The organism is Pseudomonas sp. FSL W7-0098 (genome assembly GCF_005930585.1).
GTDB lineage: Bacteria > Pseudomonadota > Gammaproteobacteria > Pseudomonadales > Pseudomonadaceae > Aquipseudomonas > Aquipseudomonas bubulae.
On sequence record NZ_RXHW01000001.1, the window covers coordinates 301,428 to 325,546 of the forward strand.

General features: G+C 59.4%; 22 protein-coding genes and 1 riboswitch. Of the genes, 15 read left to right on the top strand and 7 right to left on the bottom strand.

The window, feature by feature from the left end:
- The first annotated feature begins 23 nt into the window (after positions 1-23).
- On the top strand, positions 24-527 hold the full coding sequence (locus FHL07_RS01425) for a PaaI family thioesterase (RefSeq protein ID WP_138737989.1): 504 nt from the start codon (positions 24-26) through the stop codon (positions 525-527).
- A 95-nt stretch (positions 528-622) separates the two neighbouring features.
- On the opposite strand, the gene FHL07_RS01430 is transcribed toward FHL07_RS01425, so the two are convergent.
- Entirely contained in the window at positions 623-958 is a 336-nt protein-coding gene (locus FHL07_RS01430; RefSeq protein WP_095000240.1) for an RcnB family protein, read from the bottom strand.
- Between the two features lie 182 nt (positions 959-1,140).
- Between FHL07_RS01430 and FHL07_RS01435 the strand changes: the two genes are divergently transcribed.
- The 8 genes from FHL07_RS01435 (at position 1,141) to FHL07_RS01470 (ending at position 9,442) form a co-directional block, all read left to right on the top strand.
- Positions 1,141-1,914, top strand: coding sequence for an SDR family NAD(P)-dependent oxidoreductase (locus FHL07_RS01435; RefSeq protein ID WP_138737990.1), 774 nt, complete (start codon positions 1,141-1,143; stop codon positions 1,912-1,914).
- Positions 1,915-1,948: 34 nt separating this feature from the next.
- Positions 1,949-3,247 (top strand): MFS transporter, encoded by a 1,299-nt coding sequence (locus FHL07_RS01440; protein ID WP_095019175.1) that lies wholly within the window; start codon positions 1,949-1,951, stop codon positions 3,245-3,247.
- Positions 3,248-3,349: 102 nt separating this feature from the next.
- Positions 3,350-4,507: a DUF1624 domain-containing protein gene (locus tag FHL07_RS01445; protein ID WP_138737991.1), complete on the top strand. Its 1,158-nt coding sequence runs from the start codon at positions 3,350-3,352 to the stop codon at positions 4,505-4,507.
- Between the two features lie 33 nt (positions 4,508-4,540).
- Positions 4,541-4,738, top strand: a riboswitch (cobalamin riboswitch).
- Positions 4,739-4,854: 116 nt separating this feature from the next.
- Positions 4,855-5,868, top strand: coding sequence for an ABC transporter substrate-binding protein (locus FHL07_RS01450; RefSeq protein WP_095024681.1), 1,014 nt, complete (start codon positions 4,855-4,857; stop codon positions 5,866-5,868).
- Positions 5,865-6,881 (top strand): FecCD family ABC transporter permease, encoded by a 1,017-nt coding sequence (locus tag FHL07_RS01455; RefSeq protein WP_095019937.1) that lies wholly within the window; start codon positions 5,865-5,867, stop codon positions 6,879-6,881. Before FHL07_RS01450 ends, FHL07_RS01455 begins: the two co-directional genes overlap by 4 nt.
- On the top strand, positions 6,878-7,639 hold the full coding sequence (locus FHL07_RS01460; RefSeq protein ID WP_095019938.1) for an ABC transporter ATP-binding protein: 762 nt from the start codon (positions 6,878-6,880) through the stop codon (positions 7,637-7,639). The genes FHL07_RS01455 and FHL07_RS01460 overlap by 4 nt, the downstream gene beginning before the upstream one ends.
- 22 nt (positions 7,640-7,661) lie before the next feature.
- Positions 7,662-8,102 carry a pseudoazurin gene (locus FHL07_RS01465; protein WP_095038811.1) on the top strand — a complete coding sequence of 147 codons (441 nt, stop codon included), beginning with the start codon at positions 7,662-7,664 and terminating at the stop codon, positions 8,100-8,102.
- Positions 8,099-9,442, top strand: coding sequence for an OprD family porin (locus FHL07_RS01470; RefSeq protein ID WP_138737992.1), 1,344 nt, complete (start codon positions 8,099-8,101; stop codon positions 9,440-9,442). The genes FHL07_RS01465 and FHL07_RS01470 overlap by 4 nt, the downstream gene beginning before the upstream one ends.
- Positions 9,443-9,503: 61 nt before the next feature.
- On the opposite strand, the gene FHL07_RS01475 is transcribed toward FHL07_RS01470, so the two are convergent.
- From FHL07_RS01475 to FHL07_RS01485, 3 genes are all read right to left on the bottom strand, one after another.
- Positions 9,504-9,968 carry a copper chaperone PCu(A)C gene (locus FHL07_RS01475; protein ID WP_095026266.1) on the bottom strand — a complete coding sequence of 155 codons (465 nt, stop codon included), beginning with the start codon at positions 9,966-9,968 and terminating at the stop codon, positions 9,504-9,506.
- 29 nt (positions 9,969-9,997) lie between these two features.
- A complete protein-coding gene (locus FHL07_RS01480; protein ID WP_016780913.1) occupies positions 9,998-10,603 on the bottom strand; it encodes an SCO family protein in 606 nt (201 codons plus the stop codon).
- Positions 10,604-10,881: 278 nt separating this feature from the next.
- Positions 10,882-12,297 carry an MFS transporter gene (locus tag FHL07_RS01485; RefSeq protein WP_138737993.1) on the bottom strand — a complete coding sequence of 472 codons (1,416 nt, stop codon included), beginning with the start codon at positions 12,295-12,297 and terminating at the stop codon, positions 10,882-10,884.
- Between the two features lie 124 nt (positions 12,298-12,421).
- On the opposite strand from FHL07_RS01485, the gene FHL07_RS01490 reads away from it, so the two are divergent.
- From FHL07_RS01490 to FHL07_RS01500, 3 genes are all read left to right on the top strand, one after another.
- On the top strand, positions 12,422-13,081 hold the full coding sequence (locus tag FHL07_RS01490) for a helix-turn-helix transcriptional regulator (RefSeq protein ID WP_095000252.1): 660 nt from the start codon (positions 12,422-12,424) through the stop codon (positions 13,079-13,081).
- A 90-nt stretch (positions 13,082-13,171) separates the two neighbouring features.
- A complete protein-coding gene (arnT, locus tag FHL07_RS01495) occupies positions 13,172-14,872 on the top strand; it encodes a lipid IV(A) 4-amino-4-deoxy-L-arabinosyltransferase (protein ID WP_095019940.1) in 1,701 nt (566 codons plus the stop codon).
- On the top strand, positions 14,869-16,395 hold the full coding sequence (locus tag FHL07_RS01500; RefSeq protein ID WP_446730755.1) for an ArnT family glycosyltransferase: 1,527 nt from the start codon (positions 14,869-14,871) through the stop codon (positions 16,393-16,395). Before arnT ends, FHL07_RS01500 begins: the two co-directional genes overlap by 4 nt.
- Positions 16,396-16,495: 100 nt before the next feature.
- Here FHL07_RS01500 and pssA read toward each other — a convergent pair whose 3' ends face one another.
- From pssA to FHL07_RS01515, 3 genes are all read right to left on the bottom strand, one after another.
- Entirely contained in the window at positions 16,496-17,839 is a 1,344-nt protein-coding gene (gene pssA, locus FHL07_RS01505) for a CDP-diacylglycerol--serine O-phosphatidyltransferase (protein WP_138737994.1), read from the bottom strand.
- 164 nt (positions 17,840-18,003) lie between these two features.
- Positions 18,004-19,140 (bottom strand): glycerate kinase, encoded by a 1,137-nt coding sequence (locus tag FHL07_RS01510; protein WP_138737995.1) that lies wholly within the window; start codon positions 19,138-19,140, stop codon positions 18,004-18,006.
- 108 nt (positions 19,141-19,248) lie between these two features.
- Positions 19,249-20,346 carry a sugar diacid recognition domain-containing protein gene (locus FHL07_RS01515; RefSeq protein ID WP_095000255.1) on the bottom strand — a complete coding sequence of 366 codons (1,098 nt, stop codon included), beginning with the start codon at positions 20,344-20,346 and terminating at the stop codon, positions 19,249-19,251.
- 158 nt (positions 20,347-20,504) lie between these two features.
- On the opposite strand from FHL07_RS01515, the gene FHL07_RS01520 reads away from it, so the two are divergent.
- From FHL07_RS01520 to rarD (FHL07_RS01530), 3 genes are all read left to right on the top strand, one after another.
- The gene (locus FHL07_RS01520; RefSeq protein ID WP_095000256.1) at positions 20,505-21,818 is read left to right on the top strand and encodes an MFS transporter; all 1,314 of its coding nucleotides are present in this window, start codon (positions 20,505-20,507) and stop codon (positions 21,816-21,818) included.
- 203 nt (positions 21,819-22,021) lie between these two features.
- The gene (gene rarD / locus FHL07_RS01525; protein ID WP_095000257.1) at positions 22,022-22,906 is read left to right on the top strand and encodes an EamA family transporter RarD; all 885 of its coding nucleotides are present in this window, start codon (positions 22,022-22,024) and stop codon (positions 22,904-22,906) included.
- Positions 22,907-23,226: 320 nt separating this feature from the next.
- Positions 23,227-24,108, top strand: coding sequence for an EamA family transporter RarD (gene rarD, locus FHL07_RS01530; protein WP_095019186.1), 882 nt, complete (start codon positions 23,227-23,229; stop codon positions 24,106-24,108).
- The last annotated feature ends 11 nt before the right edge of the window (positions 24,109-24,119 follow it).

The window sequence follows — 24,119 nt, forward strand, 5'->3', positions numbered from 1 at the left end:
GGGTCCTTGAGGATGAATATGATATGTCCCGGCTAACGACCTCTCTGCAAGACACCGCCGTCCCCGATGGAGTCTGTTATGGCTGCGGCAGCCACAACCCTCACGGCTTGCATATCAAGAGTTACTGGCACGAAGACGGTGTGCATGTGATTGCCGAACACCTGCCGGACCCCAAATATTGCGGTTGGCCCGAACTGGTATACGGCGGCATGATCGCCATGCTGGTGGACTGCCATTCGAACTGGACGGCCATGGCTTATCACTACCGCATGGAGCAGCGCGATGCGGTCAGCCTGCCGCGGATCAATTGCGTCACGGGCAACCTGGGAATCAAATTTATCAAACCGACGCCCATGGGCGTGCCGCTGACCTTGCGGGCCCGGGTGGAAGGCGACGTGGGGCGTAAAACGCGGATTTTATGCGAGGTCTATGCCGGGGATGTGCTGACGGCGGTGGGCGATTCGATTTTCGTACGGGTCGACACCGGGCAACTGGCCACGGCAGCCCATGGCCGCGCTGCGGGTTAAAGCTGATCGGCGTGACATCATCGCGAGCAAGCTCGCTCCCACCCTGATTGCCAGCAGCGCAATCGGTGGGAGCTGACTGGTCCGGGATCCAGCCGTTATTTACTCAGGACTCTGGCGTCTTTGGTGCGGATCTCCTTGATTACCGCATTGACGCGATTGACCAGCACATAGTGGCCGCTGATTTGCACCCACTGTTCATGTTCATCAGGTTTTGGCAGGCCCCGGGCGTGCCAGTCCTTGATCGCCTCCGCGTCCCGGATGAATTGATCAGGCGCCTTGTCGCCGTTGCCATAGCAACTGCTCAGGTCCATGGACTCAGCCAGTATCTGCCCCGGCTTGCAGTCCCCGGGTTTGTCGTCATCAGCCTGTGCTGCGTAAGGCATGGCGCACAAAAGACCGGCCATTATTGATGCAGAAATCAAGCTGCGCATGTTCACCTCAACGTATGGGAGTACAGGCTTTATGGACAAGCCCTCACTGCAGTACGTTCCAATATCTTAATCAAGAATATTGATCACGAGATCAGCAATGACGATTGGACTGCACTTATAGCTTGAGGTGAAGTAACCACAAGGCCGCTGAAAATAATAAACGGCCATTTGTGGAGAACAGCATGTCATTCAATATCAACAGCTTCAAGCTTGAGGGGCGTCGGGCCCTGATCACCGGATCAGGCCAGGGTATCGGGCTTGAACTGGCCCGCGGCCTGGGCGCAGCTGGCGCAACGGTGGTGATCAACACTCGCAATATCGATAAATCTCGTGCCGTGGCCGCTCAACTGCGCGACGAAGGGCTGAAGGCTGAATCCGTGGCCTTCGATGTGACCGACCGCGAGCAATTGCTAGCCGCGATCAACACCTTTGAGAGCGATGTCGGGGCCATCGATATTCTGGTCAACAACGCCGGCATCCAGCGTCGTGCGCCACTGGAGGACTTCAGCGCCAGCGACTGGCACGACGTGATGCGCACCAACCTGGACGGTGTGTTCCATGTTTCCCAAGCTGTTGCGCGGCACATGATCGCCCGCGGTCGCGGCAAGATCATCAATATCTGCTCGGTGCAAAGCCAGCTGGCACGCCCGACCATCGCCCCTTATGCCGCCTCCAAAGGCGCAGTGAAGATGCTCACCAAAGGCATGTGCGCCGAGTGGGCACGGCATGGCATCCAGGCCAATGGCCTGGCCCCGGGCTATTTTGCCACCGAAATGAATCGCGCCCTGGTCGATAACCAGGAGTTTTCCGAGTGGCTGTGCAAGCGCACCCCGGCTGGCCGCTGGGGCCGGGTTGATGAGCTGTGCGGAGCCGCGGTGTTCCTGGCTTCGCCGGCTTCGGACTTTATCAACGGGCAAACCCTGTTTGTGGACGGGGGCCTGACCTGCGTTGTTTGACCCGCACCTGAAAAACAATAACAAGGAACACCCCATGAGCACGCTTAAAGAACCAGCACTGCCCTTGAGCGAGATCGGCAGTGCGCAGGTCAAGACCCAGGGCTTCGCGACCAAACGCTGGCTGTATCTGATCCCGCTGATATTCATTACTTACAGCCTGGCCTACCTGGACCGGGCCAACTACGGCTTTGCCAGTGCGGCGGGCATCGAGCAGGACCTGGGCATCACCAAGGGCATGTCCTCGCTGATCGGTGCGCTGTTTTTTCTCGGTTACTTTTTCTTCCAGGTACCGGGGGCGATCTACGCGCAGAAGTACAGCGTGCGCAAACTGGTGTTCTGGAGCCTGATCCTGTGGGGCTTTTGCGCCATGGCCACGGGGTTGGTGACCAATATCCCGATGCTGATGTTTATTCGGGTTTCCCTGGGCATTGTCGAAGCGGCCGTGATGCCGGCCATGCTGATTTTCATCAGCAACTGGTTCACCCGCAAAGAGCGCTCGCGGGCCAATACCTTCCTGGTGCTGGGCAACCCGGTGACCGTATTGTGGATGTCGGTACTGTCCGGCTACCTGATCCAGGCCTGGGGCTGGCGCGAAATGTTCATCATTGAAGGCGCGCCAGCGGTGCTCTGGGCCTTCGTCTGGTGGCGCATGGCGCGAGACAGGCCTGAACAGGTGAACTGGTTGACGCCACAGGAAAAAGCCCGACTGGCGGCGACCCTGGCTGATGAACAGAAAGGCATGCAACAAGTGCGCAATTACCGTCAGGCGTTTACCAGCCCTGTGGTGATCCAGTTGTGCTGTGTGCATGCGCTGTGGAGCATTGGCGTGTACGGTTTTATCATGTGGCTGCCGAGCATTATCAAACAGGCAGCGGCGGCGGACATCGTGACAGTTGGCTGGCTAAGCGCAGTTCCTTATGTCGCAGCGGTAGCGACGATGCTGGCTGTGTCCTGGGCTTCGGACAAAACCCAGCAGCGCAAACCCTTCATCTGGCCGCTGCTGGCCTTGGGGGCGCTGGCCTTCTTCTGCTCGTTCCTGCTCGGGTCTTCACATTTCTGGTTGTCGTTTGCTTTGCTGACTATTGCCGGTGCTGCACTTTACGCACCTTATGGGCCTTTTTTCGCACTGATACCGGAGATTATTCCTTCGAACGTGTTCGGCGGAGCCATTGGCCTGATCAATGCCTGTGGCGCCCTGGGGGCCTTTGTCGGCTCCTGGATCGTGGGCTACCTGATCGGCCTTACCGGCAATCCGGGGGCGGCGTATATCTTTATGACGGCCGGGGTGCTGTCTTCGGCATTGCTGATGGCCTGGGTGAAAGTGCTGCGCTAGACATATCCAGCTTTGAGAGTATTTCTCAAAGGGGTGACAGCGAAACAGGGAATGTTATACAGTATCAGTACTTTATAACATTCCCTTGCCAGCGACCCTTCAATGACCCTCCCTACTCCCCCCTTGAATCAGCGCCTGCTGTCCATCGATGCCCTGCGGGGCCTGGTTATCCTCTTTATGCTGCTGGACCACGTGCGCGAGACGTTCTTCCTGCACCGGCAAGTAGCCGACCCGATGAATATCGAGATCACCGACCCTGCACTGTTCTTCAGCCGTACCCTGGCCCATCTGTGTGCGCCGGTGTTTGTCTTGCTGACCGGTCTGTCGGCGTATCTGTATGGCGAAAAGTATCAGGGCAAAGGCGATGTTTCGGCGTTCCTGTTCAAGCGCGGGCTGTTTCTGGTGCTGCTGGAGTTCACTCTGGTCAACTTCGCCTGGACTTTCCAGTTGCCGCCGTCGGTGATCTACATGCAGGTCATCTGGGCCATTGGCGTCAGCATGATCGCCCTTGCCGCCCTGGTGTGGCTGCCACGCCCGGTCTTGCTGATACTTGGCCTGGGAATCATCGCCGGGCACAATCTGCTGGATAACCTGCATTTTGCGGCGGGGTCGATGATGCATGTGCCCTGGGCGATTTTGCATGATCGCGGCTGGATTGAAGTGGGCGACAGCTTGCGCATGCGCACGTCCTATCCGGTGTTGCCGTCGATCGGCGTGATTGCTCTGGGTTATTGCCTGGGCCCCTGGTTCACCCGCTCCACCCCGCCAGCCCTGCGCCAGCGCTATCTGTTGCTGGCGGGCAGTGGCGCCCTGCTCGGCTTTATGCTGCTGCGTTTGTTCAATGGCTATGGCGAGGCCCCCTGGGCAAGCCATGACTCCGCCATGCACAGCGTGATGAGTTTTTTCAATATCACTAAATACCCGCCTTCGCTGTTGTTTCTCGCCTTGACCCTGGGTGTGGGCCTGTTGCTGTTGCTGACGTTTGAGCGGGCGCAACAGCGCAAGTGGATCAGCACCCTGGCCGTGTTTGGCGCAGCCCCGATGTTTTTCTATCTGTTGCATCTGTATGCACTCAAAGTGCTGTACCTGGCCAGTGTTGCCCTGTTTGGCTTGAATCAGGGCAACTATTTCGGTTTCGACAGTATCGGGGCGGTGTGGTTAACGGCCGTGCTGCTGGCCATTTCGTTGTATTTGCCGGTGCGCTGGTTCGCCAACTTGAAAGCCCGCCGGCGGGATATCACCTGGCTCAAGTATTTCTGATTCTGACGGCGCCCCCCTTTGCCCAACAGGATCGATTATCATCTCGCCGCCGGTCCCCCCTAGCGGGGGGTTAAAAGGGAATCCGCAGTGCTTTTTCAGCACCCAACGGAACTGCCCCCGCAACTGTAGATGACGAGCCTGCTCCAAGATTGCCACTGGGATACCCCCCGGGAAGGCTGGAGCAAGCGATGACCCATCAGTCAGGAGACCTGCCGGCAAAGTCCACACACTAACCGGCGGGGTGTCCGGGGAGGCATCCTGCTTTGTACTGTTGCTGCAGCAGTACCCGATGATGCATTCCCGTCCGTGCACCTATGCCCCGTGTACGATCAAATGGAGATTGCATCATGCTGTTGCACCGCGTTGTTACGCTCATGGTCACGCTGGCCTTGCCGGCCCTGGCTCATGCGACCCCCACGCAATACCCCCTGACCCTGCAGAACTGCGCCACCCCGCTGACGTTTGAGCATGCCCCCAAAAGCGCGGTAACCATTGGCCAGGCCGGCACCGAAATGCTCTATGCCCTGGGCCTTGGTGACAGGCTGGTGGGTACTTCTTTGTGGTTCAACGATGTCCCCGTGCAATACCAGGCACAGAACGACAAGGTTGAGCGCCTGGCCGACAATGACCCGAGCTTTGAAGCCGTCATTGGGAAACGCCCGGAGCTGGTGGTCGTGCAGCTGGAGTGGATGGTGGGGCCGCAGGGTGTGGTGGGCACCCGCGAGCAGTTTCACGAACTGAAGATACCGACTTACCTGATGCCTTCTGACTGCGAGGGCAAAGACAACCTGGTTGGCGCCGACGGCACGCGCATGCAGCCATTCAGTATCGACACTGTCTACAAGAGCATCAGCCAGCTGGCAGAGATCTTCGATGTGCAGGCGCGCGGTGAACAACTGAACAACCAGCTCAAGGCGAGCCTGGAAAAATCCATTGCCTCGCTCAAGGGCAAGGACCTGAGCGCCACCAGTGCGCTGTTCTGGTTCTCCAGTGCGGACATGGATATCGACCCATATGTTGCCGGGCGCAAGGGTATCCCCGACTTTATGCTCAACACCCTGGGCGTGCGCAATGTGGTGGAGTCCGATGAAGAATGGCCAACTGTCGGCTGGGAAACCCTGGCCAAGGCCAACCCGACATTTTTGGTCATCGCGCGCATGGATCGCCGACGCTTCCCGGCGGATGACGTCGAGAAAAAACTTGAATTCCTGCGTACCGACCCGGTAACCCGCAATATGGATGCCGTGAAAAACAACCGCATCATTGTCCTCGATGCCCACGGGATGCAGGCCAGCCTGCGCCTGTTCGACGGCATCGAAACACTCGCAACTGCGATCAGCCGCCACGACCTGCCTAAATGACTGCACGGTTGATCACTGCCTTCGCCGCCTGTACAGCACTGCTGCTGGCTGTACTCGCCGGGGTCGCTATCGGTGAAACTCCGATCGCACCCGATGTGGTGCTGCAGGTACTGGCCAACAAACTGTGGGGCGCCGGGCATGCACTGGACCCGATCGACGAAGGCATTGTCTGGAACTATCGCCTGACCCGAGCCCTGGTGGCCGCAGCCTGCGGTGCGGGGCTGGCCATCTGCGGCGTGGTATTGCAGTCCTTGCTGCGCAACCCGCTGGCCGACCCCTACCTGCTGGGCATTTCTGCCGGAGCGTCCACAGGTGCCGTTGTGGTCGCGGTGCTTGGTCTGGGCGCCGGGGCCATTTCACTGTCGGCCGGGGCCTTTGCCGGGGCGATTTGCGCCTTTGCCCTGGTTATTCTGCTGGCACGGGCCAGCGGGCCCTCCGGTGTAAGTGCCCAGATCATCCTGGCAGGCATTGCCGGTTCTCAGTTGTTCAACGCAATCACTGCCTTCCTGATCACCAAATCGGCCAGTTCCGAGCAGGCTCGCGGGATCATGTTCTGGTTGCTGGGCAATCTCAGTGGCGTGCGCTGGCCTTCGGTATGGCTGGCAGTGCCTGTTGCGGTGCTGGGGCTGGCGGTGTGCCTGTGGCATCGACGGGCGCTGGATGCGTTCACCTTTGGTGCGGACTCAGCGGCCTCATTGGGTATCCCGGTGCGCCGGGTGCAGCTATTGCTGATCAGTTGTGCGGCGCTGGTGACGGCGGTGATGGTGTCGATTGTAGGCTCCATCGGTTTTGTCGGGCTGGTCATTCCCCACGCCGTGCGCTTGCTGGCCGGTACCGGGCATGGCCGCCTGCTGCCCGTCAGCGCCCTGGGCGGGGCCTTGTTCCTGATTGCCGCCGATGTGCTGTCACGCACCTTGATAAAAGGCCAGGTGATTCCCGTCGGCGTGGTCACTGCCCTGGTGGGCGCGCCCGTATTTGCGCTGATCCTGATCGGCCGGAGACATGCACGATGACGGTACTGAGTTGTAGCAACCTGAGTTACCGCGTGGGTGATGCCCAGCTGTTGCAGGGCATCACCCTCAGTGTGCAGCGCGGCGAAACCCTGGGGATAGTCGGGCCCAACGGCTCCGGCAAGTCCACATTGCTCAAGCTGCTGGCCAACCTGCGGGTGCCCGGCCAGGGCCAGGTTTTACTGCACGGGCAAGCGCTGCGCAAAATGAGCCAGCGCAACATTGCGCAAACCCTGGCGGTGGTCGAGCAGCATGCCGACACCCACGACAGCATTGGCGTTTTTGATGCCGTCGCGCTGGGCCGTACACCCTGGCTGTCGGCGCTAAGCCCGTGGTCAGCCAGGGACACGGCCATTGTCGAGCAGGCACTGGCCGATGTGGATGCTACGCATCTGCGCAACCGTACCTGGCGCGGGCTCTCGGGTGGTGAGCGACAACGCGTGCATATCGCCCGGGCCCTGGCCCAGCGCCCGCAAATCCTGTTGCTGGATGAGCCCGCCAATCATCTGGATATCCAGCATCAGCTGGCCATATTAAAAACCATACATGCCCTGCCCGTGACCACCCTGATCGCCATGCACGACCTCAATCAGGCCCTGAGCTGTGATCGCCTGGCGATTCTTGAACGTGGCCGCTTGATGGCGCTTGGTAAACCCCTTGAAGTCCTGACCCCGCAACGGCTGCAGAGCACATTCGGGGTACAGGCGCATTACCTGACTGACCCTTTTGACGGCGCGCAGATCCTGCGTATGTGCGTTTGAATACTATTTAAGAGAGCCACCCATGCGTATTTCATCCCTGACCCTGCTGCTGACCACTGCCCTGCTCTGTACTTCGGCACTGGCACAAACCCACGAAGTGAAAATGCTCACCCGCAGTGCCACGGCCGGTATGGTCTATGAACCGGATTACCTGCAGATCGCCCCCGGCGACACGGTCAGGTTCATCCCCACACAAAGCGGCCACAATGCGGCCACACTGCCCGGACTGCTGCCTGAAGGTGCGCAACCGTTCAAGGGCAAGATCAACCAGGAGGTAGAGCAAACCTTCAGCGTGCCCGGCCTCTACGGCATTCAATGCACCCCGCACCTGGCCATGGGCATGGTCATGCTGATTCAGGTGGGCGAACCTTCTACCGAGCCCCCGGTGCTGCCCGCCACGTTACCCAAACGCGCACTGGACCGTTTGACTGCTGCACTGCAACAGCAGCAGGTGGCGAAATGAGTGCCGTGGGTACACGCTCCGCGATCCTGATCGCCCTCGCCAGCCCCCTGGCCGTGGCGGAGTCGGCCCAGGAGCAAGCCAAGGGCTTTATTGAAGACAGCACCTGGAGTGTGGTCAACCGTACGGTCTACGACAGCCGTGAGTATCGCCACGGAGCCAGCAACAGCGGCGCACGCAATGCCTATAAATCGCGCTCCGATCGCAATGGCTATGGCGAAGAGTGGGCCTACGGCTTGATGGGCACCCTGCAATCAGGCTTTACCCAGGGCCTGATCGGTGTCGGGGTGGATGCCCACGCCTATATGGGCCTCAAGCTGGACAGTGGCGGCGGTCGCGCCGGCAAGGCCCGCCTGCTTGGGCTGGACAACGACGGCTACCCCAAGGACAACTACGGCCGAGGTGGCGCGGCGCTCAAGCTGCGTATGTCCAACACGGTGCTGTCCTGGGGTGAGCAGCGGGTCAAGACCCCGGTGTTCAGCTCATCCGACAGCCGCTTGCTGCCGGAAACGGCCACGGGGGTGTTCCTCACCAGCAACGAGTTCAATGCCCTTAAAATGGTCGGTGGGCATTTCACCGAAAGCACCGACCGCAATGCCAGCAGCCACAATCAGGGCTTTGTGGTCAATTATTCCAATGGCCCCAAAGGCAATGCATTCGACCTGGCCGGGCTGGTGTATACCCCGAGCAAAAACCTCAGCGCCAGCCTTTACACCTCGCGCTACGAAGACACCTGGAACCAGCATTACCTGGGCGCCGTCTTCAGCCACGCGCTGGATGAAAACCGCTCGCTGTCGCTGAACCTCAACCTGTACCGCACAACCGATGAAGGCAAGGCGCTGTCGGGCAATATCGATAACACCACCTGGAGTTTGCTGAGCACCTATGCCCAGGGCCCGCACAGTTTCAGCGTGGGCTATCAGAAAGTGCATGGCAACACGCCATTTGATTATGTGACACGGGGCGCGATTTTCCTGACCAATGCGGTCCAGCTATCTGACTTCAACGCACCTAACGAACAATCATGGCAAGCGCGTTACGACCTGGCGATGACACCCTGGGGTATGCCGGGGCTGGTGTTCAGCGCAGCGTATGTGCGAGGTAGCCAGATTGACGGCAGCCATGTGGATCCGCGGGGCGGCTATGCGTACCTGGGCTATGGCAAAGGCGGGAAGCACTGGGAACGGGATCTCGAAGCGCGCTATGTGGTGCAGAGCGGTGCAGCCAAGGGCACCATCATGTCATTGCGACATAATGTCCATCGCGGCAATACCGCACAGGCCGAACTGGATGCGGACCAGATACGCCTGGCGGTCGAATACCCGCTGACGGGCCGGTTTTAGGTAAACCAACCGTAGCAGCTGCCGAAGGAACGAGGCTGCTGCTACGGCGTTTAACTGCGAATCAGTGCATCGAACCATGATCGTGGTGCATCGGCATGCTATTGAGTGCACGCGCCTCGGCCTTCACCTCAATCTGTTCCTTGACCCCTTTGCTGTCTTCAACAATAAGGGTCAAAGGTACCTGGTCACCGGCTTTGACCTGATTGACCAGGTCAATCAGCATCACATGGTAGCCCTCAGGTTCGATGGCCACGCCCTTGCCCGCCGGTAGCGCTACCGATGTCACTGGCTGCATGCTCATCACGTCGTTTTGCATCTTCGATTCGTGGATCTGTACGGTCTTGGCTACCGGAGAACGGACTTCAACCAGCTTGCTGTCGGTGCTCGAAGTAATGTGCATAAAGGCACCGGTCGAAGGCTGACCGGCCACGGTGGCGCGCACCCAGGCATCATCAACAACGGTTTGCGCAGAAACGTGCAGGCTCATGCCCAGCAGTGACAACAGTAGATACTTAACAGGCTTCATAGGGTTGGCTCATTCCAAAGTGCACAGGATTAGCAGACTGACATCACGGTGAGCAGGTCTTCGGCACACTGCTTGGCTGACAGTGAAGGCGACAGGCCAAGACGCAACACACCACGGGAATCGAAAACGAAACTGGTTGCGGTGTGAGACAGGGTGTAAGAGTCACCGGTAGGGATCTTCTCGTAAAACACCTTGAATTCCTTGGCCGTAGCCGCGGTTTCTTCCAGTGTGCCGGACAAGGCAATAAAGCTCGGGTCAAAGGCTTTTACATAGGCATCAAGCATCGCCGGCTTGTCGCGCTCCGGGTCCAGGGTGATAAACACCACCTGCAAGCGGTCGCCGTCGGGGCCCATCATTTTCTTCGCCTGGGCGGCACGGGCCAGCGCGGTCGGGCACACGGCCGGGCACTGGGTAAAGCCGAAGAAAATCATCGGCATCATCCCGCGAAAACTGCCCAGCATCATCTCGTTGCCTTGAGCATCCCTGAGCTTGAACTTGCGCCCGAGGATTTCATTGCTGAGGTCTTTGCCGTACTTGTATGACAAACCGCTGCCAGGGTCGCAACCTGCGATCAAGCCCAGGCTGAGCAAGCCAAGACCGGTGACTACGCGGCGGCGAGTCAGTAAATCATTCATGTCAGGTTCCTTTAAGCGGCCTTTTCCAACGGAAAAGGCCTTTAACCTGCGTATTATCAGGCAGGTGTGTACGCTGCCCGATGCCAGGAGTGACCGGCTTGGCGCGCACGATTGCTGTGGGGTAGACGTGTTGCATGGGCGCAGAATTTACCACTGTCGCTAGGCTGTCGCACGGCAGTCACGCCCCTCAATGGTGCACTACAGCGCCAGCAGCCTGTAAAACCGGGGGATGCAGCAACGCCTGCGACAAATCGACACAGGCATGATTTCTGGCGGATTCAGCGCTTTGCACTATGGGCAATCACCTGTCGCACCGTTATAAACAGCAACGCAGACAACACGGCATACAGGCCAAAGAGCCAGGCGGCAGCATTGGCGGCAGCATTGGCGGCACCCTCCACGCCACCCGTAGCGGATAAACCGGCCATATTCGCAATCATCCCCGCCAGTGCCGCGCCAATCGCCGTGGCAATCAGTTGCACGGTGGTAATGGACGCACCGGCAATGTCCTTTTCGCTGTCAGGCACATTGGCCAGTACTCGGGTAAGCAGATGCGGCCACGCCAGCCCGATCCCTGTACCGACGCCGATCATTGCCAGGGAAACGCCGGTCAGGCTGATCAATGAACTGCCGCTTTGCGGCACACAGACAGCCGCCAGTGCCAGCCCCGACACCACAAATACGGGGCCGCAGCAGATTGCCCGGTTGGCAGATGCCAGCGCCAGGCCGCTGCTGTAAAGCGCACCAAGGGTCCAGCCGGCCGCCATCAGTGCTGCAATATAGCCCGCCACCAGCGGGGTTTGCAGATGCAAAACCTGCAAGAAGTACGGTACAAACACTTCGCTGGTCATGCCAATGACCATCAGGCTCATCGACAGATAGATCGGCAACAGCGCACTGCCAGGGCTCAGGCTGTGCTTGGGCAACATGCGGTGCCTGTCGCTGCTTTCAACACGGTACACGGCATACAGCAGTACCAGCCCGATCACCAGCCCAAGCGCGTTATACAGCGGCGATGGCTTGATGCTGCCCAGGGCAATCGCCATCACCACGCCAGTCAACAGCAACAGTTGCAGCCAGGGCAAGACCAGACGAGGTGATGCCTCGACTCTTTTCCCGGGCAGCATGGCCCAGGCCAGCAGCATAAACAGCAGGGTTACCGGGATCAGTGCCCAGAATGCTGCACGCCAGGCATCGTACTGCGCAAACACCCCGCCAACGGCTGGGCCAATCAAGGTCGCGGCGCCCCACATTCCTGAAATCAGGGCCATTGCCCTTGGCCACAGGGTTTGGTTGAACACCAGTCGGATCATTGAATACGGCAGGGCAAACAACAGTCCGCCGCCAAGGCCTTGAATGGTGCGCCCCAACACCAGCACGGCCATGTCAGGGGCGCTGCTGCACACCCCGCAACCCAGCGCAAAGACCAGCCCGGCGAGGCTATACGCGAGCCTGGGGCCAAGGGCCGACAGGCATTTGGCCGACACTACCGAGCCAATGATCGAGGCCACCACAAACAGTGTGGTGTTCCAGGCGTAGTAATCCAGCCCGCCGATATCCTTGACCACCGAGGGCAAAATGGTTGTCACCAGATACACGTTGATGGCATGCAACGCCACTCCGCCTGCCAGTGCCACCGATCGCAGCCCGTTGCGGCCCCATAGCAATGCCGACCATCCCGATGCCGTTGTCATTTCCCTTCCTTGAGTTCCATTTCGATGCAATCAGCCTATTATAAAAGCAAATACTTTGGTAATTATTTATCCTCCAGGCGGTATGATCCCCCGATAAACCTCATTACCCTGATGGCTTTGTTCTATGCTCGCGACTGACTCCCCTGATGCTGCACGCAACAACGGCGCCACTGCCGAGCGGATCCTGTTTCTGCTGAAAACCCGCGGGCCGCTGAAAACCGCGGATCTTGGGGCAATGCTCGATATCACCCCGGAAGCTGCGCGCCAGCAGGTCCAGAAGCTGGTAGACGGCGCCATGATCGTTGGCTGCCTGATGCCGCCGGTTGGGGCCGGGCGCCCTTCGCAAAAATGGGTGTTGACCGATGCCGCTCAAGCCAGATTCCCCAATACCCATGCGCAGCTCACGGCGCAGTTGATTGATTCAATCAAGCTGATCTACGGCAATGAAGGGATCGACAAAGTGGTCGAGAGCATGGAACTGGCCAATACCCGCGAATACGTTGCAGCCTGTGAGCAAGGGCGAAACCTGCAAGAGAAAGTTCAGGTGCTGGTGGCCATACGCGACAGCGCCGGGTATATGGCGAGCATGGAAGCTGAAGGCGAGAACTGGTTGATCATCGAAAATCACTGCCCGATCTGTGTTGCAGCGCAGCAATGCCAGGGCTTTTGCCGGGCAGAGTTGCAAGTGTTCCAGGCGGCCATCGGGGACTCGGGGCAGGTTGAGCGAACAGAACACATGATCACAGGCAGTCGCCGTTGCGTGTATCGGGTAACCCCTGCTTGACGCGCATTTTTTTCACATAGGCTTCACCTCTCCGCCACTTCCTCCCGATTAACGTGCTGGCCATAACTTACGTCGATAACAGGCGCGCAGATGGAAAGCATGGCTGGCGTTGTACCTTGCAATACCCGCACTCGAGGTGTTGAGCGCTGGGCAATACCCGGTTTGATCCTGGCTTTTGTCGTATTTTATCTTTTGCCGCTGATGAGCCACGGCTTATGGATACCTGACGAAACCCGCTATGCCCAGATCAGCCAGGAAATGCTCCATAGCGGCAACTGGGTAGCCCCACACTTTATGGGCTTGCGCTATTTCGAGAAGCCGGTTGCCGGTTACTGGATGATCGCCATCGGGCAAGCTGTATTCGGTGACAACCTGTTTGGTGTGCGGATCGCCTCGGCACTGAGTACCGGGCTGAGTGTCTGGCTGGCATGGCTGATTGCCGGGCGCCTGTGGCATGACCCGCGCAAGCGTTTTGCCAGCGCACTGCTGTATATGAGTTTTGGACTGGTGGCCGGGCAAGCCGGCTATGCCAACCTCGACCCGCAGTTCACCTTCTGGGTCAACCTCAGTCTGGTAGCACTCTGGTATGCCTTTGACAGCACCACTCGCCGCGCGCGCATCGGTGCCTGGGCCGTGCTGGGCGTGGCCTGCGGCATGGGCTTTATGACCAAGGGGTTTCTGGCCTGGTTACTGCCCGTGTTGATCGCCGCTCCCTATGCCTTGTGGCAGCGGCGCGTCAAGGAAGTGCTGAGCCATGGCCCGTTGGCGATCCTTGTCGCAGTGGCTGTCTGCCTGCCGTGGGCGCTGGCGATCCACCATCAGGAACCGGACTTCTGGCAGTTTTTTTTCTGGAACGAACACGTACGCCGTTTCAGCGCGGCCGATGCACAACATACCCAACCCTGGTGGTTCTACCTGCCGATCCTGTTGGCCGCCAGCCTGCCCTGGGCGGCCTTGCTGCCGAAAACCCTGATGGATGCCTGGAAACACAAGCGCCAACCTGCGATCGGCTTTCTGCTGTTGTGGATGCTGCTGCCACTGGCCATCTTCAGCATGAGCAAGGGCAAGCTGCCCACCTACATCATGCCGTGCCTGCTGCCTTTGGCGCTGCTGATGGGCCGAGCCGTGGTTTCATGGATTGAACAGGCAAAGGGCCGCACCCTGCGTATCAACGGCCTGTTGAATGTGCTATTGGCGGTTGCCGGCCTGGTTGGACTGGCTTACCTGCAATTCAGTCGCCCGGTGTATGAGAACACCGAGGTGTTCAGCCTGTCTCTGGCCTATATCGTGTTGCTGGGCTGGCTGCTTAGCAACGCCCTGCAAGCCCTACGCCCGCTGCTGCTGTGGGCAGCACCTGCGATGGGCATGGGTGTGCTGGTGGCGCTGTTGCCCGCTGCGATGCCGGGAGTGATCATCAACAGCAAAATGCCCGATCAGTTTATTGCCGAGCATGTACAGGAACTGAGTCAGGCCCGCACGCTGCTCAGCAATGACCTGGGCGCGGCATCGGCCCTGTCCTGGCGCCTGGGTCGGCCTGATATCACGCTCTATAACAGCACCGGAGAGCTTAAATATGGTTTGGGTTATGCCGATTCAGCCGGGCGTCAGGTTGATATGGATAGCATCGATCGCTGGATGAAGGAGGCACGTTTACGCGGCTCGGTCGGCGTGGTCATGCGCGCTCATTCGGCACTGGAAACCCACGAAGTCGAGCTGCTGCCGCTGGGTGGCAAGCGCTACGAACGCGGTGATCTCGCGATTTTCATCTTTCCCAAGGTTCAGCCTGAATGACTCTGATCAAATGCTGGAACAGCGAGCAAAAAGGCTTGCTGGTGTTGTTGGCCGTATCTGCCCTGCTCTTGTTGCTGGGCCTGGGTTCACGGGAGCTCTGGGGCCCGGAAACCCGCTGGGCCAATATCGCCCTGCAGATGCTGCAGAGCGGTGATTACCTGGATCCTTATCTGAAAGGCTCGCCCTACTACGACAAGCCCCTGCCCTCGTACTGGCTGATCACGGCAACCGCAAGCTTGATGGGTGGCCTGGGCCACTGGTCCTTGCGCCTGTCATCCGTTATTGCCGCCTGGCTAAGCGTGTGGCTGGTGTACCTGCTCGGCGAGCAGTTGTTTCGCAAGGGCACCGGGCTGATCGCTGGCTGGATGCTGGCCACGACCTTCTACTTTGTATTCTGGGCGCGGGTGGCCACGGCGGACATCCTTACGGTGTTCGGCTTGCTGGCGGCAGTCTGGTGGTACTGGCGCGGCCCCGATGACACCCGTCTGAGCCGGTACTGTGTGTTTTTCCTGTTGCTGTCCCTGACCTCGCTGCTCAAGGGGCTGATCGGTTTTATCCTGCCAGGGCTGGTGCTGTTGCCTCATCTGCTAAGTGAACAACGCTGGAAGCGTCATCTGAACCTGCGTTTGCTCCTCGCCCTGGTGGTTGCCGGGGCCGTATATATGCTGCCCTTCGTGCTGTCCCACCTGTATGGCGCGCCCACCTATGGCGAAAGCGGGTTGGAACTGGTGCTACGTGAAAACGTGGTGCGGTTCTTCAACCCCTTTGACCATATGGGGCCGATCTACACCTACCTGATCTACTTGCCGGCCTACACCCTGCCCTGGGCACCGTTCTGGATGATCGGGCTGTGGATGGCCGTACGTCAATGGCGGCATATCGAGCCCAATACGCGGTGGCTGGTGTGGGGGCTGGGTTTGCTGTTTGTATTTTTCACCGCCAGCGGCAGCCGGCGCAGTTATTACGTGTTGCCGCTGGTGCCGTTGGCCCAACTGCTGGCGGCCTGGTGGGTGACCCGGCGCATGGCGCAAGGCAAAACCAACCCGCGCCGCTGGAACATCGGTTTCGGCATGAGTACGACGTTACTGCTGTTGGTGCTGGGGGTGTTCTATCCGTGGTCCAACGGCGGCGGCGGGGTTATCCAGTTTGGCCAGGATGTGAAAGCGCGGGCCAGCCAGCAGGCGCCCTGGGATCAGTGGCGCATGGTGATGATTGATGTCGACAACAAACTGCCCATGTATGTGCAGAATGAAGGCGAGCCGTTCTTCTATATCGACCAGAGCCAGGATTACCCTCGCGATGGCGACAGTGCCGGGTTAATGGCCTGGCTGGACAAAACCAGCGGCCAGCATTTCAACCCGCAACGTACGCTGATTTTTGCCCAGTACCGCAGTGGCGATCCCCTGCCCCTTGGCTACTTGAGCATGGATCACCAGACCCTCACCAGCCAGCCGGACAATGGCGACCGGTTGTTGCACAAACGCGAAGGTGGCAGCGTGGTGTATATCCCGCAATTACCCTGACCATACCCTGTGGGAGCGGGCTTGCTCGCGATTGCATCGACGCGCCGTGACAGGTACACCGCGCCGCTTCTATCGCGAGCAAGCCCGCTCCCACAGGTATTCAGAGAATTCGGTAGAGCAGGCGTTCGATCCGTACCCGGCTTACGCGACGCAGGAACTTGGCCACCGCTGGCGGATAATCAGCCAGGGTTTCCAGGTCCTTGAAGTTGTCGATACGTTGCGTATGGGCAAAGATAGCCTCCAGCTCCTTGCTGCGCGGCTCCAGCAACTCACGGCGCGGATCGTCGATCAACAGGCCGTTTTCCAGATCCAGGCGGAATGCCCGAGGATTGAGGTTATTGCCGGTCAGCAAGGTGTAGCGGTCATCCACCCACATGCCTTTAAGGTGGTAGGTGTTGTCACCTTCGCGCCACAGATGCAGGTTCAACAGACCGTTGTCGATCATGCGCTGATGGCTCTTGGCGAAGCGGCGCAGGCTCAGCTCATACAGATACGGCAGCGCTGCGATAACCCGAAACGGTTCGCTCGGCGGGATATAGAAGTCGTTGGCGGTCTTGTCGCCCACCACGATATCAATCCGCACTCCACGTTCCAGAGCCCGGTTGATTTCACGAGTCACCGGCAATGGCAGGTTGAAGTACGGGGTGCAGATGGTCAGCTGTTGCTGGCTGCTGGCGATCAGTTCACAAATAACCCGGCTCAGCTGATTGTTTTTACCCACCCCCAGTAGCGGGCTGACCGACAGGCCAAAGTGGCCGACAGTCCCGGCGCTGGTATCGTAGCTGGCTTTTTTCAGGTGGCTGCGAAAGTCCCCGATAGCGCTACGCAGGCTGCGAGTGGTAGGCAACGTGGGCAGATCGAGGCGATGCACGGCCTTGCTCTCGATCAGATCATGCTGGACAAAGTGCTGCATGCTGTCAGCCAGCGGTTTGTTGTGCAGCAGGTGGTAACGGTCGAAGCGATACTTTTCGAGCTTGTGCAGGTACACGTTGTTCAGGCTTGCACCGCTGTAGATCACGCAGTCATCCACGATAAAGCCCTTGAGATGCAGCACCCCGAACAGTTCGCGGGTCTGCACCGGCACGCCATAAATCGGCACTTGGGTGTCGTGGGCTGCGGTTTGTGCCTGATACCAGGCCGCGTTGCCGGGCTGTTTGCCTGCACCGATCAACCCGCGCTGGGCGCGCAGCCAGTCAACCACCACGGCAATTTCCAGCTCGGGGCGCGCGGCCTTGGCGGCGTGCAGGGCATCGAGGATCTCCTGCCCGGCTTCGTCCTGTTGCAGGTACAAGGCCACTAGCGTGATGCGATGGCGTGCACCTGCAATCTGCTCCAGCAGGCAGCGGCGAAAATCCGCAGGGCTGGGCAAGATGCTCAGCGCATCGGCGGACAACGGAAAGCTGCGCAGTTTAGGCAGCAAGGAGCGTTTGAAGAGCGACGGCATAGGGCTCGCTAAGGGTCGAATGCGAAGAGCCGCAAAGCTTACACGATTCTGTGATGTGTAGCCTCAATGCGGGAGCTGGCTTGCCTGCGATGCAAACGACGCGGTCGGTCTGGCAAACCACAGCGATGCTTTCGCGAGCAAGCCTGCTCCCACAGGGGGGGTATTTAACCCCGGGCCAGGATCAGCAACCGCGCAATATCCCGCGCCCGGTCGGTGAGCAATGGCGCTGCCCGGGCGCAGGCGTCCTGCAGAGTCATCGGGCCGCTGGCAATTGCAAATGCCGCGTTAATGCCGTGCTCATACAGCGCCTGATACCCCTCGCCCAACGTGCCGGCCAATATCACCACCGGGACCCCTTCAGCGCGGGCGATGCTCGCCACGCCAAAGGGGGTTTTGCCGCGCAGGGTCTGGGCATCGAAACGGCCTTCACCGGTGATTACCAGGTCTGCGCCCTTCACCGCTTCTGCCAACCCTACAAGCTCGGCCACTACTTCAACCCCGGCGCGAAACTGCGCGCCGAAGAACGCCTTGGCAGCAAACCCCAGCCCGCCGGCAGCGCCCGAGCCCGGCTCGTGGCGCACATCCTTGGGCAGCACGTTTGCACAGTGATCGGCAAAGTGCCCCAGCGCCTGATCCAGCAAGCGCACCTGTTCGGCGGATGCGCCTTTTTGCGGGCCGAAGATTGCCGAAGCACCGTGCTCGCCACACAGCGGGTTGTTGACGTCGGCGGCAATTTCAAAGCGTACTTCGGCCAGGCGCGGGTCCAGGCCTGACAGTTCGATACGCGCCACATGGGCCAGCGCCAGGCCGCCACGCGGCAGGTGGTTGCCCTGGGCATCGAACAAGCCCAGACCCAGGGCCTGCAACGCGCCGGCCCCGGCGTCGTTGGTTGCACTGCCGCCGATAGCCAGGATCACCCTGCGGGCACCGGCGTCCAGGGCAGCCTTGATCAGTTCGCCAGTACCGAAGGTGCTGGTGATGCAGGCATTGCGCTGCTCCGGCTTGAGCAGTTGCAGGCCGCTGGCTTCGGCCATTTCGATGATGGCTGTGTGGCTGTCCGGCAGCCAGCCCCAATGGGCCTCGATCGGCGCGCCCAGAGGGCCTTGCACATGATTGCGGCGCAACTGGCCATTACCGGCGGCGACGATCGCCTCGACTGTGCCTTCACCACCATCGGCCATCGGGCATTTGATCAACTGCGCGTGGGGCATGACATCAGCCAGACCGGCAGCGATCGCATCGGCGACTTTTTCGGCACTCAGACTGTCTTTGAACGAGTCGGGGGCAATCACGATTTTCATGGGGCGCATCTCCAGTTCTTATGCCTTCCATGCTGCCAGCAACGGGGCGAAAACACGCCAGTCGGGCGCACAAGCAATCACGGGCTTTGTTGTTCATTTGGACAATGCTCAGCTCTGGGGCAGTAACTGCACCCCCAGATAAAGGGCCAGCATGCCATTGAGGCTCAAGGGGTCGACGCCGCTCAATTCCGCGATGCGCTCCATCCGATAACGCAGGCTGTTGCGATGAATCCCCAGCGCATCGGCGCAGGCCTGGCTCTGGCCGTCGTGCTCGCACCAACTGCGCAGTGTGGTAATCAATTGGCCATTGGCGTCCTTGGCCACTACTTTGTGCAGCGGGCCGAGCAGTTCTTCCAATGCATCATCATTGCGATGGCGCCACAGCATTACCGGCAAGCGATAGCGATCAAGGGTTAACAACCGGGTGTGCGGCAGCACATCACGGCCATAGGCCAGCAAGTCCCCCACCCGGCGGTAACAGCGGCGCAACCCCTTGAGCGCATCGGCCTGCCCGCCCGCAGCAATGCGCAATACCTGCCAGCCCTGGCCGTCGAGCCTCTCCAGCAAACGCAGATCATCCAGTGCAGCGGTTGCAGGGCGGCACCACAGCAGGGACCCGGTTGCCGGGCACACACACCAGCTGTCCGGGTAGCGTGATTGCAACCAGGCACTCAAAGCCTCGGCACTTTGTCCCTTACCCAGCTCGAACAGATAGGGGATGCGAGACAGCTGCGGCTTGAGCCCCAGCTGCTGGGCCTCATCAATCAGGCGCGGGGAGTCACCGCCCTCGCTGAGCAGCAAAGCCACCAAGTCATCACAACGCTGGCGTCGCCATTGTTGCTCGGCCTGCTGAAAGCGCTGGCCCACCAGCATTTCAGCGGTCATGCGCACCAGTTCGGCATAGGTACGCAGCAGTTCGGGCTCGCCAGTCAGGCCCAGCACCCCGATCAGTCGCTGGTCGAGCAGCAGTGGCAAGTTGATACCCGGCTGCACGCCCTTAAGGCATTTGGCCGTTTGTGCGTCGATTTCCACCACCCGTCCATTGGCCAGCACCAATTGCGCCCCTTCGTGCCGGGTATTGATACGCTCGGGCTCGCCACTGCCCAGGATCAGGCCCTGGCTGTCCATAACGTTTACGTTGTAAGGCAAAATGGCCATCGCACGGTCAACGATGTCCTGCGCCAAATCGTGGTCCAGTTCAAACATGGGGTGACTATCCTTGGGTACATTTGTTCACGGGCACAGAGCGCTTGGCGAAATGCTGTGCGACAGCACAAAGACAGCAGCGTTGTGGTGACCGAGACTCAAGCTGCGGTCAACGTTACCCCTGGATCGTGAAAAAACATAATAAAGAGAGACATAAGATGTCACAGAGCGCCACCGCATCGCTGATCAGCGATGACGATAAAAACGCCATCTACAAACGCATCACCCTGCGCTTGATTCCGTTTATTTTTATCTGCTATCTGTTCAATTACCTCGACCGGGTAAACGTTGGCTTTGCCAAATTACAGATGCTTGACGCCCTCAAGTTCAGCGAAACGGTCTACGGCCTGGGTGCCGGGATCTTCTTTATCGGCTACGTCTTGTGTGGCGTACCGAGCAATCTGGCCCTGACCCGATTCGGCCCCAGGCGCTGGATTGCAGTGATGATGATCAGTTGGGGCACACTGTCGACCTGCCTGATGTTTGTCACCACGCCTACTGGCTTCTATACCCTGCGCCTGCTGACCGGCGCGGCTGAAGCGGGCTTTTTCCCGGGCGTGGTGCTGTATCTGTCGCAGTGGTTCCCGACGTTTCGTCGTGGCCGGATCATGGCGCTGTTCATGTGTGCCATTCCTGTTTCGGGCTTGATCGGTGGGCCGTTCTCCGGCTGGATCCTCAGCCACTTCGCTGCAGGCCAGGGCGGCCTTGCCGGCTGGCAGTGGATGTTCCTGCTGCAAGGCGTGCCTACAGTGTTGCTGGGCGGCCTGGCGATCTACCTGCTCAGTGACAGTTTTGCCAACGCCAAATGGCTGGGTGCCCACGAGCGGGCGGTACTGGAAGCCGACCATCGCCTGGACGCGGACAGCAAGCCGGCTTCTTCCACCGATTCGCTGCTGGCAGTGTTCAAAAACCCGGCCATCTGGGCCTTTGGCCTGATTTACTTCTGCATCCAGAGTGGCGTGTACGCGATCAACTTCTGGTTGCCGTCGATCATCAAGAACCTGGGTTTCAGCGACACCCTGGTGATTGGCTGGATCAGCGCCATTCCCTACCTGCTGGCAGCGGTATTTATGTTGCTGGTCGGGCGTTCTGCCGACTTGCACAAGGAACGCCGCTGGCACCTGGTGGTGCCGATGCTGATGGGTGCGCTGGGGCTGGTGATTGCGGTGAATTTCGCCACCCAGCCGGCCATAGCGATTCTGGGCCTGACCATTGCCACCATGGGCGCACTGACCGGTTTGCCGATGTTCTGGCCGGTACCGACGGCGATGCTCAGTGCAGGGGCGGCCGCAGGCGGCCTGGCACTGATCAACTCAATGGGACAAATGGCCGGTTTCCTCAGCCCGTACCTGGTGGGTTTTGTCAAAGACGCCACCGGTTCCACTGACGTGGCGCTGTACTTGCTGGCAGCGGTGATCGTGGGCGGCAGCCTGCTGGCCCTGCGCATGACCCGCGGAATCAAAAACGCATAATCAAGCACAACCTTTGGGAGCCGGGCTTGCCCGCGATGGCAGCACCGCGGTCTGACAGACAGACCGCGGCGTCTGCATCGCAGGCAAACCAGCTCCCACTGATTATCTGGCGCCCACAATCAATCAAGCATTTGCCCTGCAGCTCGCAGAGCCTCAAGCTACGCACTTCTAATAATCAAAATGCGTGTTTCAACGAGGCTGTTGTGTCCAAAGGTATTGTTCTGTCTGTTCTGGCATCGAGCCTGTTCGGTGTCATGTATTACTTCACATCCCTGCTCTGGCCCTTGAGCGGCGCCGAGATCTTCGGCTGGCGGATGCTCCTGACCCTGCCCTGCATGACCCTGTTCATGTGTTTTTCCGGCGATTGGCGGTTAGTGCCGGTGATTTTCTCGCGGCTGCGCCAACAACCGAAATTCCTTGCCGTGCTGTTGGCGTCCAGTGCCCTGGTGGGCGTGCAACTCTGGCTGTTTCTGTGGGCACCGCTCAACGGCCACAGCCTGGACGTTTCGCTGGGTTACTTCCTGTTGCCGCTGACCATGCTGCTCACCGGGCGCCTGGTGTATGGCGAGCAGTTGTCCCATCTGCAAAAAATCGCGGCTGCGCTGGCAACTCTGGGGGTTGCCAACGAGGTGTATCGAGTGGGTGGGTTCTCCTGGACCACATTGGTGGTGGCCATCGGGTACCCCTTGTACTTCGTGCTGCGCAAGCGCTCAGGCACCGACAACCTCGGCGGCCTGTGGGTCGACATGTTGCTGTTGATGCCGGTGGCCTGGTGGTTTGTGCAAAGCGGCGAACAAGGCTTTGATGTGGCCAGCCATCGCCCGGCACTGTACGCGCTGATTCCGGTTCTGGGAGGCATCAGTGCCCTGGCCCTGATCAGCTATATCCTCGCCAGCCGCATGCTCGCATTCAGCCTGTTTGGCCTGCTCAGTTATGTCGAACCGGTATTGCTGGTGCTGGTGGCGTTACTGCTGGGTGAAAGCATCAGCGCCGGGCAATGGCTGACCTACCTGCCGATCTGGCTGGCCGTGCTGGTGTTGATTTTTGAAGGCTTCAAGCATCTGGTACGCCAGCGCCGTTCTGTGTAAACAGTGGGAGCGAGCCTGCTCGCGAAGGCATCACTGCGATTTCCTGCAATGCTCGCGTTGCCTGCTTCGCGAGCAGGCTCGCTCCCACAATCTGCCCTTTTGCACCGTAACAGCCCACCGTTAGTCAGTTTTTTTCAAAACACGAACGCACGTTTTAAACGACTTTGGCCCAGTAATTGCTTGCGATTTTCAAAGTTAAACATCACCAACAAGAATTACTCCCAAGTAACTGGTTTAAAAGGCGTTTGCCAATGACCGCCAACAGCCTCAAGCTATGCGCCCACTCACACGAGTAACGTTGTAGATCCATTGAGGTTGTTGTGTCTAAAGGCATTGTTCTATCGATTTTGGCTTCCTGTCTGTTTGGCGTTCTGTACTGGTTCACTTCCCTTCTCTGGCCCCTCGATGGCCAGGAAATCTTCGGCTGGCGAATACTGATCTCGCTGCCCTTCATGACCCTGTTTATCTGCCTCTCTGGCGACTGGAAATGGGTTCCTATAATTTTCAAACGCTTACGCGATAAACCTCTACTGATTCCTTGCGTGCTGCTTACCAGTTTCCTGGTCGGTCTACAGCTGTGGATGTTTATGTGGGGGCCGCTCAATGGACACGGTCTGGATGTGTCGCTGGGTTACTTCCTGTTGCCCCTGACAATGATCCTCACCGGCCGCATTGTGTACGGCGAGCACCTGTCGCACCTGCAGAAAATCGCCACGGCCCTGGCCGTGGTCGGTGTGGCCAATGAGCTGTATCGCACCGGCGGCTTCTCCTGGACGACCCTGGTGGTGGCCATCGGCTACCCGATGTACTTCGTGCTGCGCAAGAAGATCGGCATCGACAACCTGGGTGGCCTCTGGCTGGACATGTTGCTGATGGTTCCGGCGTCCCTGTGGTTTGTGCTGGCAGGGCCGCATATCGACCTTGGCGAGCAACGCCAGGCACTGTATGCGCTGGTGCCGCTGATGGGCATTATCAGTGCTGCGGCAGGCTTCTCGTACATCCTGGCCAGCCGACTGCTGCCCTTCAGCTTGTTTGGCTTGCTCAGCTATGTCGAGCCGGTGCTGCTGGTCGCTGTCGCCCTGTTGCTGGGCGACAGCCTGGAAGAGGGCCAATGGCTGACCTATGGCCCTATCTGGCTCGCGGTGGTCGTGCTGATTATTGAAGGCTTGAAGCATGTGAGTCGCCAGCGACGTTCCATCTAGGTCGCAGTCTC

Bases quoted from the DNA above. Each gene is read 5' to 3' on its own strand.
- arnT (WP_095019940.1), top strand. From the start codon at position 13,172: ATGGAAAGCATGGCTGGCGTTGTACCTTGCAATACCCGCACTCGAGGT.
- FHL07_RS01485 (WP_138737993.1), bottom strand. From the start codon at position 12,297: ATGACAACGGCATCGGGATGGTCGGCATTGCTATGGGGCCGCAACGGG.
- FHL07_RS01455 (WP_095019937.1), top strand. From the start codon at position 5,865: ATGACTGCACGGTTGATCACTGCCTTCGCCGCCTGTACAGCACTGCTG.
- FHL07_RS01470 (WP_138737992.1), top strand. From the start codon at position 8,099: ATGAGTGCCGTGGGTACACGCTCCGCGATCCTGATCGCCCTCGCCAGC.
- FHL07_RS01425 (WP_138737989.1), top strand. From the start codon at position 24: ATGTCCCGGCTAACGACCTCTCTGCAAGACACCGCCGTCCCCGATGGA.
- FHL07_RS01445 (WP_138737991.1), top strand. From the start codon at position 3,350: ATGACCCTCCCTACTCCCCCCTTGAATCAGCGCCTGCTGTCCATCGAT.
- FHL07_RS01510 (WP_138737995.1), bottom strand. From the start codon at position 19,140: ATGAAAATCGTGATTGCCCCCGACTCGTTCAAAGACAGTCTGAGTGCC.
- FHL07_RS01460 (WP_095019938.1), top strand. From the start codon at position 6,878: ATGACGGTACTGAGTTGTAGCAACCTGAGTTACCGCGTGGGTGATGCC.
- FHL07_RS01480 (WP_016780913.1), bottom strand. From the start codon at position 10,603: ATGAATGATTTACTGACTCGCCGCCGCGTAGTCACCGGTCTTGGCTTG.
- FHL07_RS01515 (WP_095000255.1), bottom strand. From the start codon at position 20,346: ATGTTTGAACTGGACCACGATTTGGCGCAGGACATCGTTGACCGTGCG.
- FHL07_RS01450 (WP_095024681.1), top strand. From the start codon at position 4,855: ATGCTGTTGCACCGCGTTGTTACGCTCATGGTCACGCTGGCCTTGCCG.
- pssA (WP_138737994.1), bottom strand. From the start codon at position 17,839: ATGCCGTCGCTCTTCAAACGCTCCTTGCTGCCTAAACTGCGCAGCTTT.
- FHL07_RS01520 (WP_095000256.1), top strand. From the start codon at position 20,505: ATGTCACAGAGCGCCACCGCATCGCTGATCAGCGATGACGATAAAAAC.
- FHL07_RS01440 (WP_095019175.1), top strand. From the start codon at position 1,949: ATGAGCACGCTTAAAGAACCAGCACTGCCCTTGAGCGAGATCGGCAGT.
- FHL07_RS01435 (WP_138737990.1), top strand. From the start codon at position 1,141: ATGTCATTCAATATCAACAGCTTCAAGCTTGAGGGGCGTCGGGCCCTG.
- FHL07_RS01475 (WP_095026266.1), bottom strand. From the start codon at position 9,968: ATGAAGCCTGTTAAGTATCTACTGTTGTCACTGCTGGGCATGAGCCTG.
- FHL07_RS01465 (WP_095038811.1), top strand. From the start codon at position 7,662: ATGCGTATTTCATCCCTGACCCTGCTGCTGACCACTGCCCTGCTCTGT.
- FHL07_RS01430 (WP_095000240.1), bottom strand. From the start codon at position 958: ATGCGCAGCTTGATTTCTGCATCAATAATGGCCGGTCTTTTGTGCGCC.
- FHL07_RS01490 (WP_095000252.1), top strand. From the start codon at position 12,422: ATGCTCGCGACTGACTCCCCTGATGCTGCACGCAACAACGGCGCCACT.
- FHL07_RS01500 (WP_446730755.1), top strand. From the start codon at position 14,869: ATGACTCTGATCAAATGCTGGAACAGCGAGCAAAAAGGCTTGCTGGTG.